The sequence below is a fragment of the Paenibacillus sp. FSL R5-0908 genome, assembly GCF_038006245.1.
In the GTDB taxonomy this organism is placed as follows: domain Bacteria; phylum Bacillota; class Bacilli; order Paenibacillales; family Paenibacillaceae; genus Paenibacillus_AQ; species Paenibacillus_AQ odorifer.
Genome location: NZ_JBBOUV010000001.1, coordinates 5416784 through 5429950, shown reverse-complemented (window position 1 = coordinate 5429950; position 13167 = coordinate 5416784). Strand labels below are relative to the sequence as shown.

Here is a 13167-nt window from a genome sequence, read left to right as displayed (position 1 = left end):
ACCTAAATGGAAAGCAGGAGTTATCATGGAACATATCTTCGAATTAGCAAAAATAAAGAGTGAAGAAATAACGATACTCGAACTGCAGGATGCAATGGATAGAGGGGATGTTAGTTCTAGGGAACTTGTTATGTATTACATGTATCGGATAGCAACGTTTGACCAGAGTGGTCCCATGATAAACTCTATTATGGAAATGAATCCAGATGCGATTTATATTGCCGAGGCATTAGATCAGGAGAGAAAATTAAGCGGAGCACGAAGTCTTTTACATGGTGTGCCTGTATTATTGAAAGGAAATATTGAAACGAATGATAAAATGCATACAACTGCGGGCGCATTAGCTTTGGAAAACCATGTTAGCTCAAACGATGCTTTTCTTGTCCAAAAACTAAGGGATGCTGGGGCGATTATACTTGCAAAAACAAATATGACGGAATGGGCAAATGGGATGTCATCATCCATGTGGGCTGGATATAGCTCAATAGGAGGACAAACCAAAAATCCATACGGGGATCATTTTCCAGGGGGTTCCAGTACGGGTTCTGCCGCTTCCGTTGCAGCCAATTTTTCAACAGTAGCCGTGGGGACAGAGACATCTGGCTCTATTTTAAGTCCAGCTGTGCAAAACGCGATTGTTGGTTTAAAGCCAACTGTAGGTCTAATAAGTAGATCAGGCCTAATTCCATGGTCATATTCTCAGGATACAGCTGGACCTATGGCAAGGAATGTGACAGATGTTGCGATCTTATTAAATGCGCTTACGGGAAAAGATGAAAGTGATCCTGCTACTTGGAAAAATGAATATTCTACTATGGATTACACCGCATTTTTGGATAAAGACGGATTAAATAAAGCGACCATAGGCGTTTTTAGAAATGCTCTACCTAATAATTATTGTGACATGGGTGAATATGATGAACATTTATTTAATGATGCTGTGGCTAAATTAAAAGATTCTGGAGCCAACATAATAGAAGATATAGATATTCCATCGTTCCATAGAGAGTGGAAATATAACAAAATGAATCTTGAATTTAAGCATTCCGTTGAAAATTACTTATATAACCTTCCGGCTCAACTTCCTGTCCATAACCTAAATGAATTGATGGATTGGAACGAGCGGAATTCGGAAAAGGCTTTGAAATATGGACAAGATATGCTGAACTATCGATCACAGCTAGATAAACCGTTGAATCATTCGGAATATATTGTAGAGTCTATCTCTGACCTATATTATTCGCAAAATATGGGGATCGATCATGCTTTAGAAAAGTATGGATTGGATGCAATCCTGTTTCCTGCTTATGTCGGAGCTGATTTAAGTGCTAGAGCAGGTTATCCAACTATAGCAGTGCCCGCAGGCTTTCAAGAGAATGGAAGAGCCTTTGGGATCACATTTGCAGGAACGGCATTTAGTGAACCGACACTCATTCGGATTGCATTTGCATTCGAACAACAAACGAAACACAGAAAAATGCCGGCGCTAAAGAAATGAAAGATGAATTGAAAAATAGAAAAAGGTGCATTTACAAACGAACGTACGTTTGCTAAAATGTTAATGTGGATAAAAATACCAAAGTGAAGAAAAAAGCTTTTGAGATTAGCAATCCATAAAAAAAATCCAAGTAGAAATCTGCTAAAATGTAGTTAATGTCTGATGTAGGTATCCCTCATGAATAAAGGAGAACTGAAAATGAGAAAACTCGTTCTATTTCTTCACGCATCACTTGACGGTTTTGTAGAAGGGCCGAATGGTGAGATGGACATTGGCTGGGTTTCCTATGATGCTGATTTGGAGAACCATGCGAAAGAAATTCTGAGTACTGCCGACACTGTCATTTGGGGACGTGGGACTTATCAGATGATGCACAGTTACTGGCCATCTGTCCCTTCGAACCCCTCAGCTTCGCAGTATGAACGGAATCATGCCGAGTGGATCGAAAAGACAGCCAAAATCGTTTTTTCTACGACGCTGGAGAAAGTCGAATGGAATAATTCCAGACTCGTGAAAGAAGCTGTCGAGGAAGAGATCAATAACCTCAAACAGCAGCCCGGCAAGGATATGGTCATCCTCGGCAGCCCTAGATTCGCACACCACCTTATGCAGCTTGATTTAATTGATGAGTATAAAATTACGGTTTCTCCCGTCCTGATCGGTAAGGGATTGCCGTTATTCCAAGGTCTCAAGGAGAAGAGAAATCTTAAGCTAATCGAAAACAAGACCTTTGATTCTGGAGCCATAGGTCTCGTTTACCAGACGGTAAGATGACTTTTCACTTAAGGTGATTACGCTAACGTGAAACGTTAATGGAACAACAACAGCGGCAGTCTAAGACTTTATTTATCAAGTCTTGGTCCGCCGCTGCTTGTTTTAATGGATCCAGTCTAATACATTATTTCTACCAAACACTAATCAGATGTTGGTTCCTTCATAAACCATGAAATATGGGTGCATCGCTTACAAATAAGGATGGCAGCGTTTTTGTTCGCCCAGTCAAAGCCTAAAAATGATGCGCCGCTTGTGTTAAGCAGCTTATAATCCAGATCAAAGGTATCGTTCTGACAACAAGGACAGGTTATTGGTGCGCCTGCAGCACTGTATCTCATTTTAAAAACCTCCTGTGGATTTCTATAATACTTTAACGTATTTGAGGTTATTCAGGTTTCGTGCACTTGAACTTACTAGTTAATTTGGGGTGAAGTTATGTATAGCTGGAAAAAAGCTTTGTCAAAGGTATGTGAACTTTATTTTTCATCCAAAATGAATTCGAATTTAGAATGGATCTTGGTTGGCTCGGTTGGTTCGGTTCTTCAGGGCTGTGAAATGACCCCAGGAGACGTTGATATTTATACAAGGAATAAGGAAGGGCTTGACCAATTTGCAGAACTTCTTAAAGGATTTTCCCTTTTAGATAAATGTGAATTTCCTCATGGGGATAACTGGCTATCTTCTTTTGAAGAACCTACATTCACTCAAACCTTTTCTTCGGGATTTTCTTGGACAAAAGGGAGTTGGATAATCGATGGGTTTAAGGTGGAGGTTGTTCATATTTCCAATTCAGCTGGAATTCCTGATTCTATGGATGGTGATGGGATATGGGAAGGTGGACAATTCATTTGGAGCCATTTCAAAAACGTGGATATCGGACCGTATACTATTCCTACGGTTCCGTTAGAAATACAGTTGGAATCTAATTTAAGACGAAAAAGATCAGATAGGACACAAGCGATTATCGCTGCATTACAAAAAAAAGGCTATGATAAAGAACTAATCGATAAAGCCTTGTCAAAGGAACATTTATCTTATTTTTATTCCCAAATTGGTTAGGCTGAGAAGGCGAGGGACTGATTTTGACCCGTAATATTATTGAATACTGTTTAAAAAAGAACGGAGCTACAAAGGACTATCCTTTCGGATTCGATCCATTGGTGATTAAGATTGCCGGTAAAATGTTTGCACTTATTTTTGAGAATAAGGGGAATTATGCTTACATAAATCTTAAATGTGATCCGGTGATTGCAGGGAACTTGCGAGAGCAGCATGAGAGCGTTCAGCCAGGATACCACATGAACAAAAAACACTGGAATACGATTGTTTTGGATGGCTCCTTACCAGAGTCGGATATCTATTTAATGATTGATCACTCTTACGATATGGTTGTCAAAAATCTCCCCAAAGCCCTCCGACAAACGATATACTGAATGTGGCATTAAGTGGTCGTTTAAATGGCAATGAACTGGTATAATATGGTTTATAATCATGGGAAGGAGTTGTATTTATGTCTGACTTTTTTAATTCAGGACCTAATCCCAATTTGTCGGACCCTGCAGGCCATAAAGCAAACCATGATGTAAATGCGCAAAAATATCATACTGAAGGCGTTCCTGGATTTTGGAGCGAGGTAACCAATCTGTTGATCGTTGTGGCTATAATTGCCGTCATTTTTTTAGTTATAAGGTTTGTTTTATGATTACCCTGGTTTAGAGTGAAGATATTGACTTTTAGGAGGCGGTTCCATTGGTAACTAACATTAGGTGGACAGAATTTAGAAGGATAACGCCTACTCGTCCATAAACTGCGTATTTTCTTCTTAATGAGGGTACTAGATGCAAGAATATAAAATTTGTACAATGAAAGACTTTTCAAAGCATTACATTGATCAAATCCAGACATTAGAATATCTTTGCAAGACGTCCGACAGGTCAAGTTTGAGGGTGGGTGTAGAAAGCCTTAAGGAGATAGACGGAGATGAGGCATTCTTGTGCCAGATCGATAACCAATTAGTCGGATTTCTCAGTTGGTATACTTCGGATGGCATCGAAGCTAATATTAACGGAATGGTTCACCCGGACTTTCGTCGCCAAGGTGTATTCCACAGCTTACTGAAAAGTGCCGCATCAGATATGCTAATGCAAGGCATACAAACTTGTCGTTTTAGGATACCTTCTAATTCTCAATCAGGTATGGATTATATCCGGCATTTAGGGGCAAGTGCTGCACCGTCTGAATTCCTCATGGTTTTTAATCGGGCACAAATCGCTGGATCAAGCCACTCCGGTTTAGTTGTACGATTGGAAGAAGACCAGGATTTAGAGTTTATGGTTAAATGTTCATCACAAGCCTTTGGTGATTCAGAGTCCTGGACTAGGAATTATTTAACTCGTACAAGAGAACCTGCACGGATTACTTACATTGCTGTGGACAACATGATTCCGGTTGGGATGATCAGAGTCAATGATTTAGATACAAATACTGCGGTTATACATGATTTTTGTGTGCTTCCTTCGTGTCAAGGCAGAGGATACGGCCGTGAAATTCTTTCAGAGGTAGTTAAAGTCTTGCGAGATCATAAAAATACTCAGATTTGTCTTGGCGTGGTCACTCAAAATAGAAATGCATTATCCCTCTATCAGTCGGTTGGGTTCGAGGTGACTGCGGAGTTTAATTACTATGGAATATCCGTCGATATGATTTGTTAAGGAAGAGGCGCTACTCATGCGCCTCTTCTTTTTTTATCATGCGCTTCTCATTATCACGCTGAATCTAGCTATAGTTAATACTTATAACCTGCCATAGTGCATTGGTAGATCGGTTAGTCAGTCGGTTATGATATATTAATTCTAATAATTTGTTTACGAGGAGATTAATATATGAGCATTCAGACCAAACCCCAAAAACGAACCGTTACTCCATTTAGATATGATATCGTGGGCAGCTTCCTGCGCCCCCAAGCGTTGAAAGAGGCTAGATTGAAATTCAAGAACGGCGAAATTACTGCCGAGCAGTTGAAGGAAGTAGAGAACGACGAAATCGTTAAGCTCGTGCAGAAACAAAAAGAGGTGGGTCTTCAAGCGGTAACCGATGGTGAATTCCGCCGCTCTTGGTGGCACCTCGACTTCTTCTGGGGACTTGACGGTGTGGAACGGACAATCATTGATCAAGGTTACCAATTTAACGGTGCAGAATCCAGACCAGAAACAGCCCGACTGACCGGGAAAATAAGCTACAGCAGCCATCCTTTTGTTTCACATTATGAATTTTTAAAAGATGCTGCTGGTGAGGACGTTGTTGCGCGTCAATCGATTCCTGCAGCTGCACAATTCCTGTTTGAGCTAGATCGGGCGGAAAACAAGGAAAGCACAAATGAATTATACCCGAATCGCGAAGAGCTTATCTCGGATATTGCCAAAGCATACAAAGCATCGATTCTTGCCTTTTATGCAGCGGGCTGCCGCAGTATTCAAATTGACGATTGTACGTGGGGAGCGCTTTGCGACGAACAGTTTATAGCGTTTATGAATCAGATTGGCGTGAACGTAGCTGAATATGCAAGCGAACTTGCAAAATTGAACGAGGCAGTTGTAACTGGTCTGCCGGAAGATCTTGTTGTAACGACCCATGTATGCCGGGGCAATTATGTTTCGACTTATGCTGGAGTAGGTGGAGGTTATGAGCCTATCGCGCAAACGCTTCTTAATATCAATAACTACTCGGGTTATTATCTGGAGTTTGATACCGAACGTGCAGGCGACTTCAAGCCATTGCGCTTCTTGAAAGACAATCAGCAGGTTGTGTTAGGTCTGTTCTCATCCAAATTTGGTGAGCTTGAAAGCAAGGAGGATATTCTGAAGCGTATTGAGGAAGCGAAGCAATACGTTGATCTAAACCGGATTTGCCTTAGCCCGCAATGTGGCTTTGCTTCCACGGAAGAAGGCAACCACCTGACAGAAGAGCAGCAATGGCGTAAGCTTGCTTATATTAAAGAAATTGCTGAAGAGATTTGGAACTAACTTTAATTAAAAAGTAGACAGAGATAAAGATAAAGCACCTTTAGCCATTCGGATGTTTATCCGTACGGTTAAAGGTGTATTTTGTTCTACAGTGAGCATACCGATATACTTGGCGAGTTCTATCTATACCGTGACGGAGGATTAGGGAAAACCTCCCTAATAAAAGCCGATAATTGCCCTAAATGAATGAAATTAGGGAATAACTCCCTAAAAACAGAGCAATATCAAGATTTACCATCAAATCAGTCGAATTTCAGGGAGAAATTCCCTGATTATTAGTCTGATGACCAGAATCTTCTGAATATTAGGGAGGATTTCCCTGATTATCACCAGGGCGAGCATATGATTGAGCTTTACGGAGCAGAGAGTCAGAGAATTAATTAGGAATTATTAACTTGCGGTACTTGCTGAGTTGCCCACGATTGTGGTTGCAATGGCAGAAAATTGTGTGTGTTCAGTAAGTAGAGGAAGCTTGGAGTGCTCCTACTGACCTCGGAAAAAGGGTTGTTTTTGTGCCACGCTCAGTATAAAAGAAATCACCCCCGTTAAATAAACGGGGGTGATTTAGCCTAAAAAGTAAGAGTGTCAGCTTTTAATTGTCTTTAGAGTGTCTTTCGCCAACCTGGAATTCATCGGCATGTTCAAACATATATTTCACAGTCAGAGGGTCTTGACCAGTAAGTTGTTTGAAGTCCTCCGTATAAACATCCATTTTTCCTTCACGAATAGCTTGTCCGAAAGTAACCATACCTTCTGAAGAAAAGGGGGCTTCGGAGCCTTCTTTAAATGCACCATCGGTGGTTCTAGGGACGCCCATTGCTTCGAATACGGCATAATTTTCTTCATCCGTGTTTTCTTTGTAGGTGATATGATTGCCCGTTACTTCATTACCAATCTTAATGAAGTCGGTAATTGTCATCAATTCAAGCCCGTTGATATTTAGAATCGCTTCCTGATAATTATTGGAGGCTAGGGCATACGCAACGGCTTTTGCGCAATCCTTCCGCGAGATATAAGCCATTTTACCGTCACCTTGATTGTTTGTTAATACCCCGTCACCCTTCACATACGTGAAGTAATTGGTAATCATGGCTTCCGCGTATTGGGAATTCCGAAGGAAGATATAATCTAGCCCAACGCTTTGAATATAACGTTCGGTATACACATGGTCGATTTTTTCTACGCTTGGATTGCTTTCATCGGCTGCGTTGACCAAAGATGTATAAATGATCTGTTTGACTCCAGCTTCTTTGGCAGCATCGACTACATTTTTTTGTGCATTTTGACGTTTCTCTCCAACAAAAGGCATGGAGATTAGAGCGAGTTTATCGGCATGAGCAAAAGCTTCGGCAAGGCCATCCTTGTTATTAAAGTTGGTCACATGTGTTTCAATCCCTTGTTCCGCATATTCTTTCAAACATGCTGGATCATAAGCGCAAAAAATGATTTGGTCTTTATCTACCAGCTCCAACAAATATTCCGCAGCTTGCTTCCCTAGATTTCCATCGACACCAGTCAACAATAATTTACCCATGATCGTTGTCACTCCTTATTGAAATGAATTATATCCTTATAGTATGTGAAAAAAATAACATAGTCCAAGACATAAAACTTATGGTCGATTGCTAAATCCAATTTGGATTTGTTGCAGGAAGGAGGGCAAGGCCGGGTTTGTATTATTTTTGAGATAACCTGCTTCGATTGCAAAGGTATGGTGTGAATCATCTAAGGGAATTAGCCGGACTTCATCTTGAAGATAAGCGAGCTGATAGTTATCCGGGAAAAAGCCAATCAAATTCTCCGTGATGATATAAAACAATTCTGTCTCCACATCGTCTGCGGTTCGAAGAATGTTCGGCTGATAGCCGTCTTCAATTGCATGCTGGATCATTAGATGATAAGAGTTTCCAATAGCTGTTGGATTCAGCATGACTAGCGGATGTTCATATAACTCCTCTTTGGCGATCGATTCATGATGAAACAGGGGATGGTGATGACTCACAGCCGCACAATAACGTCCCTTATATAAGGGATAGGTTACAATGTCCTCTTTTCCCTGAAACTCGGAATCAAAGGCAATAGCCACGTCGTAAATCCCTTTTAGCAAGTATTCTGCAATATCTTTTAGCAATACTTTATTCAGTTCCAGCTTAATATTCGGATGATGATCCTGAAACGAGGGAATCAATTTCAATAAACTTTGCATATCCGTCATCGCCGCATATTCGATACTCAGGGATTGCGTATTATACTTTTGAAAGTTTTCCATGCTCATCTTCATATGGTTATATTGCTTCCAGAGGATCAGAGCTTCGCCATAGAAAAGCCATCCGGCTTTGGTTGGCTCAATAGGGATCTGCCTTCTGTCAATCAATTGAATGTTGAATTCCTCTTCAAGCGCGGCGATTTGTTGACTAATGGTGGTCTGCGATACATAGTTCTTTTTAGCTGTTTCCGTAAAATTTCTGCATTCTACGAGATCGATAAAATATTTAATCCTTCTTATGTTCATAGTATCCTCCGCCTGCCGCTGTTTGCTTTTATTATAACCCAGAAAGTGAAAAAGAGAGCCTCGTTTAGAGACCCCCTTTGTTGTACTACTCTTATTTTGTATAGTTATCGAAATAACCTTGAATATAAATCATTGGTGTTCCTTTATCGCCACTACCAGAAGTTAAATCAGATAATGATCCAATCAGGTCAGTTAATCTACGAGGTGTAGTCCCTTGGGCTTCCATCGCACCAACTAGATCATCATTTTTATTCTGGATGTAGTTAGAAATGGCTTGTTTTAACTCTTCACCACGAAGATGAGAGAAGTTGTTATCGGCCAAGTATTTCAATTTTACTTCATTTGGTGTTCCATCAAGTCCGGCAGTGTAAGCAGGGGAGACAACTGGATCTGCCAGCTCCCAGATTTTTCCGACTGGATCTTTGAATGCTCCATCGCCATAAACCATAACTTCTACAGTTTTACCTGTCATTTCTTTGATTTTTGCTTGGATACCATCTACGATAGGCTGACAGTTGTTTGGAAATAGCTTTACACTTTCTTCTGTAGCCTTATTTGATCCTAGCAGACCATAAGCTTCGTTAAAGCCGCTGCCATCGATTGATTGTGTAAGAATATCATCCAAACCAAATACTTTTTCAGCACCGTTGTTTGTGAGAATGCGTTTGGTTCTGAAGCGAGTGTGAATATCGCAAGTTAATACATTTTTTGTATAGTTTAAAATGGTTTTTGGGTTGTTGGAGAAGATGACTTCACAAGCCACACCTTCAGCTTCAATTAAACCTTTATAATATTCAATATAGTCAACACCTGTGAATGGGTGCTTAATATAGCCGAAAAACTCACGGAACTGAGCTTCTGTTAATACATCCGTCCATGGGTTGATACCTTTAGCATCTAGTTCGTCGATGTCTACAAGGTGGTTGCCTACTTCATCAGCTGGATAGCTTAACATTAGGACTACTTTTTGTGCACCTTTGGCAATACCGCGTAAGCAGTTAGCAAACCGGTTACGGCTAAGGATTGGAAAAATGACCCCTACGGTTTCTTCGCCGAATTTCCCCTTTATATCAGCAGCAATATTGTCAATCGTCGCATAGTTTCCTTGTGCCCGAGCAACAATGGATTCAGTTACGGTCACAATGTCACGATCTTCAATCGAAAAACCCTCGACTGTTGCTGCATTCAATACCGTCTGAACTACGATTTCTTCAATGTTATCCCCATTGTTAATGATAGGTCCGCGAAGTCCACGTACAACTGTTCCAACTACTCTTTCCAATATGATCTCTCCTCTAATAAGGGTATACTCTATATTATTAAAATGGTTTTAAAGCCTATATTACTATACCCTTTTAGAGCGATATAAGTAAAATTAATGTTTATAATATCTAATATAAAAATGATTTATAGTTAAGGAGGATTACAATTGGCGCGTGTGTTATTTATTAATGGTGGATCAGAGGGACATATTAATCCCACGATGGGCGTTGTGGAAGAGCTTATTTCGCGTGGCGAAGAGGTAGTGTACTTTTGTATAGAAGCTTTCAGAGAGCGTATGGAGATGACGGGGGCTACAGTACGAACATTTGACGATCAGAAATTTATACAAGCTTTTATCTCAGGTGGAAGAATTTATGTACTCGAAAGAATCAACGGTCTTTTACTTACGGCAGATATAGTTATTCCAAGCGTTCTTGAACAGATCAAAGGGGAGCATTTTGATTACATCATCCATGATTCTATGTTTGGTTGTGGACGTTTGTTAGCTCAAATTCTTAGGCTTCCGGCCATTAGCTCCTGTACTTCTTTTGCGCAGACAAAAGCAGCATTCGATGAAATGTTAGAACAATTTTATACTACAGTTCCTGCAGAAGTAACTAATCCTATAAAGGATAAATTCCAAAGCTTGACGCAAATGGTGAAGGGCAAATATGATGTGGACATCCAATCCCCTTATGAAGTGTTTTGTAATCCTGCCCCACTTACTATCGTTTATACAACTAGGGAGTTTCAACCTGAGGGAGAAGCTTTCGACCCGTCTTATATCTTTGTAGGACCCTCCATCTCTTCACGATTAGCTCCAGAAAACTTCGACCTCATGGCAATTAAGGGGAAAAGACTAATTTACATTTCACTCGGCACAGTTTTTAACCAAGCCATTGAATTCTATAAACTTTGTTTTGAAGCATTGGGGAACACGGAGCACACTATTGTGATGTCAATTGGAGATAAAGTCCAAATCACTGATTTAGGGGAAATTCCGCAAAACTTTTTCGTGAAAAATTATGTTCCACAAACGGATATACTGCAATACACAAAATTATTTATTACACATGGTGGAATGAACAGTATCAATGAAGGGCTTTATTACGGGGTTCCGCTAATTGTAATTCCACAAAGTGCGGATCAGCCAATAATTGCGAAGCAAGTCGTCCATGTCGGAGCAGGCATTAAGTTACAAATGCAAAGTTTAACTGCAACTCAACTACGAGAAGCCGTAGATCATGTATTAAGCGATTTATCTTATAAAAAAGCTGTCTCCAATATCAGCGAATCGTTTCGGAACTCGGGTGGGTATCGACGAGCTGTTGATGAGATTGTTCGGGGAGGGGGAGTCGTATGAACAAAATGGACCGGTTGTTAGCTATAGTGCTTGAACTGCAGCGTAACAAAATGTTACGGGCGGAGGATTTGGCTGCTACGTTTGAAACGAGCGTAAGAACGATCTATCGGGATATTCAGGCACTGAGTGAAGCGGGCGTATCCATTATAGGAGCGCCAGGGCAGGGTTACTCCTTAATCGAGGGGTATTTCCTGCCACCCGTTAGTTTCACGCTGGACGAAGCAGTGACATTGCTTATCGGAACTGATTTTATCGAGCAGCGGTTTGATGCACACTATGGTAATAAGGCTAGAAGTTCTAAAGCAAAGATAGAAGCCATCCTGCCGGAAGCTATCCGCAGTGAAGCATCACAGATTCGCAAAAGTTTTCGTTTATTTGCATCCGCAGAAGATATAGCACCCATACAAGAGAAGGCATGTTTGGAAGCCATTCGTGGAGCGATATCGGAGGGAAGGAAAATAAGATTTTGTTATTCCAAAAGAATCGCCGAAGCCGATGGGAACCGTCAAAGTATTCGTACGGTTGCTCCTTATGGACTTGTGCTTCATCACGGGTCATGGGTACTCATCGCCTGGTGTGAATTGCGTCAAGACATCCGTCATTTCCGGTTATCCCGAATGAGGGAGCTTATTAATCTGGAAGATGAATTTATACTGCCAGCAGATTTTCATCTGGAGGTATACCAACCTCCTGATGATCGCAACGTTCATGTGCTTATCTTAGTCCAAGCTGACATAGCCGATAAGGTAAGGGAATCAAATAATTTCTATATGGAAACTATTGAGGAGCATGCGAAGGGGTTACTTGTTACTTTTCGCGTTCGCGAGCCAGGGGAATTGCTGCATTGGGTGCTTGGCTGGGGAGGCGGTATGGTTGTGCTGGAGCCCGAATCTTTCCGTGATCAGGTTAGAAATGAAATAGAAATAATGTTAAAACGCTACTGACATAACGCTGTCAGTAGCGTTTTTGTATACTTGGACCATCAATGACTACAGGAGCTGATATATGATGATTACAACAAAAGAAGTCTTACAACGATTTGAAGAAACTGCGACATACTATATTCAAGAATTGGAGCGATTCAATCTGGAGCAGCTGAAGCAAAAGCCGAGTGAAAACGAGTGGTCCATCGGACAGATGTTTCAGCATCTCATTAACTCGGCGCTGTATATGCAGCTTCGTAATATTGATCAATGCCTTGTGCTCGACCAAGATCCCTTAGTAGCTCATGTGGGGAAAACTGAGGATGGTGCGGCTATATTTGCGCAAGGAAGCTTTCCGCCCATTCGTATTCAGGTTCCGCCTTCCGCCCAATATACGCCGGAGCAGCCGGAGAGCAAAGAACAATTAATTCAAGGGTTACGTACAGTCATTCAAAGAATGAGAGAGATCGAACCCTCTCTTGAAAAAGCGTCCAAACAAAATACCGTATCTCACCCGCGATTCGGTGGATTATGCGCGGAGGAATGGTTCCTACTTATTGAAATGCACTATCGTCATCATCTCCTGCAGCTGGAGCGGTTAAACAAAGAGTTGTTTCTGAAAGTGATGTAATACCAAAAAAGAGGCCTTTGCTAATCTACGGCAAAGGCCTCTTTTTTGGTATTAAAAGGGATCTGATAGATGGATTAGAAGTACCTTCGATGATTCACTACTCTATTACTGTTTCTGGCTTAAAAAGTTGCTCATGCTGTTCTTTGAGTTTTCCATGAGTACTGTCAGCATGAAATTGTCC

Annotated in this window: 14 protein-coding genes; 10 read left to right on the top strand and 4 right to left on the bottom strand. The window is 41.0% G+C overall.

Translation table 11 applies throughout. The annotated features are described in order from the left end of the window. Positions 1-25: 25 nt before the first annotated feature. Together MKZ09_RS24735 and MKZ09_RS24730 are read left to right on the top strand one after the other, a co-directional pair. Complete coding sequence (locus MKZ09_RS24735; protein ID WP_076205052.1) at positions 26-1498, top strand: amidase family protein; 1473 nt, start codon at positions 26-28, stop codon at positions 1496-1498. A 198-nt stretch (positions 1499-1696) separates the two neighbouring features. Beyond that, positions 1697-2272, top strand: coding sequence for a dihydrofolate reductase family protein (locus tag MKZ09_RS24730; protein ID WP_076184220.1), 576 nt, complete (start codon positions 1697-1699; stop codon positions 2270-2272). A gap of 140 nt (positions 2273-2412) precedes the next feature. Here the strand turns inward: MKZ09_RS24730 and MKZ09_RS24725 are convergent, their stop codons facing one another. After that, positions 2413-2610, bottom strand: a complete 198-nt coding sequence (locus MKZ09_RS24725; protein ID WP_036683067.1) for a hypothetical protein — start codon at positions 2608-2610, stop codon at positions 2413-2415. Between the two features lie 97 nt (positions 2611-2707). Between MKZ09_RS24725 and MKZ09_RS24720 the strand changes: the two genes are divergently transcribed. The 5 genes from MKZ09_RS24720 (at position 2708) to MKZ09_RS24700 (ending at position 6294) form a co-directional block, all read left to right on the top strand. After that, positions 2708-3331: a hypothetical protein gene (locus MKZ09_RS24720; protein WP_076134574.1), complete on the top strand. Its 624-nt coding sequence runs from the start codon at positions 2708-2710 to the stop codon at positions 3329-3331. Between the two features lie 23 nt (positions 3332-3354). Beyond that, complete coding sequence (locus MKZ09_RS24715; protein WP_076205049.1) at positions 3355-3705, top strand: MmcQ/YjbR family DNA-binding protein; 351 nt, start codon at positions 3355-3357, stop codon at positions 3703-3705. A 77-nt stretch (positions 3706-3782) separates the two neighbouring features. Continuing rightward, complete coding sequence (locus MKZ09_RS24710; protein WP_076104342.1) at positions 3783-3974, top strand: hypothetical protein; 192 nt, start codon at positions 3783-3785, stop codon at positions 3972-3974. A 136-nt stretch (positions 3975-4110) separates the two neighbouring features. Beyond that, positions 4111-4983, top strand: a complete 873-nt coding sequence (locus MKZ09_RS24705) for a GNAT family N-acetyltransferase (protein ID WP_076205045.1) — start codon at positions 4111-4113, stop codon at positions 4981-4983. A gap of 171 nt (positions 4984-5154) precedes the next feature. After that, positions 5155-6294: a 5-methyltetrahydropteroyltriglutamate--homocysteine S-methyltransferase gene (locus MKZ09_RS24700; RefSeq protein WP_076205041.1), complete on the top strand. Its 1140-nt coding sequence runs from the start codon at positions 5155-5157 to the stop codon at positions 6292-6294. A gap of 592 nt (positions 6295-6886) precedes the next feature. Here MKZ09_RS24700 and MKZ09_RS24695 read toward each other — a convergent pair. From MKZ09_RS24695 to MKZ09_RS24685, 3 genes are all read right to left on the bottom strand, one after another. Beyond that, a complete protein-coding gene (locus MKZ09_RS24695; protein ID WP_076134569.1) occupies positions 6887-7828 on the bottom strand; it encodes an NAD(P)H-binding protein in 942 nt (313 codons plus the stop codon). 78 nt (positions 7829-7906) lie between these two features. Next, a complete protein-coding gene (locus tag MKZ09_RS24690; protein ID WP_076205036.1) occupies positions 7907-8806 on the bottom strand; it encodes a LysR family transcriptional regulator in 900 nt (299 codons plus the stop codon). A gap of 91 nt (positions 8807-8897) precedes the next feature. Then, positions 8898-10088 carry a coenzyme F420-0:L-glutamate ligase gene (locus tag MKZ09_RS24685; RefSeq protein ID WP_076205033.1) on the bottom strand — a complete coding sequence of 397 codons (1191 nt, stop codon included), beginning with the start codon at positions 10086-10088 and terminating at the stop codon, positions 8898-8900. Between the two features lie 147 nt (positions 10089-10235). Here MKZ09_RS24685 and MKZ09_RS24680 point away from each other — a divergent pair, with 147 nt between their 5' ends. From MKZ09_RS24680 to MKZ09_RS24670, 3 genes are all read left to right on the top strand, one after another. Continuing rightward, positions 10236-11432, top strand: coding sequence for a macrolide family glycosyltransferase (locus MKZ09_RS24680; RefSeq protein WP_076205030.1), 1197 nt, complete (start codon positions 10236-10238; stop codon positions 11430-11432). Continuing rightward, a complete protein-coding gene (locus tag MKZ09_RS24675) occupies positions 11429-12376 on the top strand; it encodes a helix-turn-helix transcriptional regulator (protein WP_076205026.1) in 948 nt (315 codons plus the stop codon). Before MKZ09_RS24680 ends, MKZ09_RS24675 begins: the two co-directional genes overlap by 4 nt. Before the next feature lie 67 nt (positions 12377-12443). Next, the gene (locus tag MKZ09_RS24670; protein WP_076205079.1) at positions 12444-12986 is read left to right on the top strand and encodes a DinB family protein; all 543 of its coding nucleotides are present in this window, start codon (positions 12444-12446) and stop codon (positions 12984-12986) included. Positions 12987-13167: the final 181 nt, after the last annotated feature.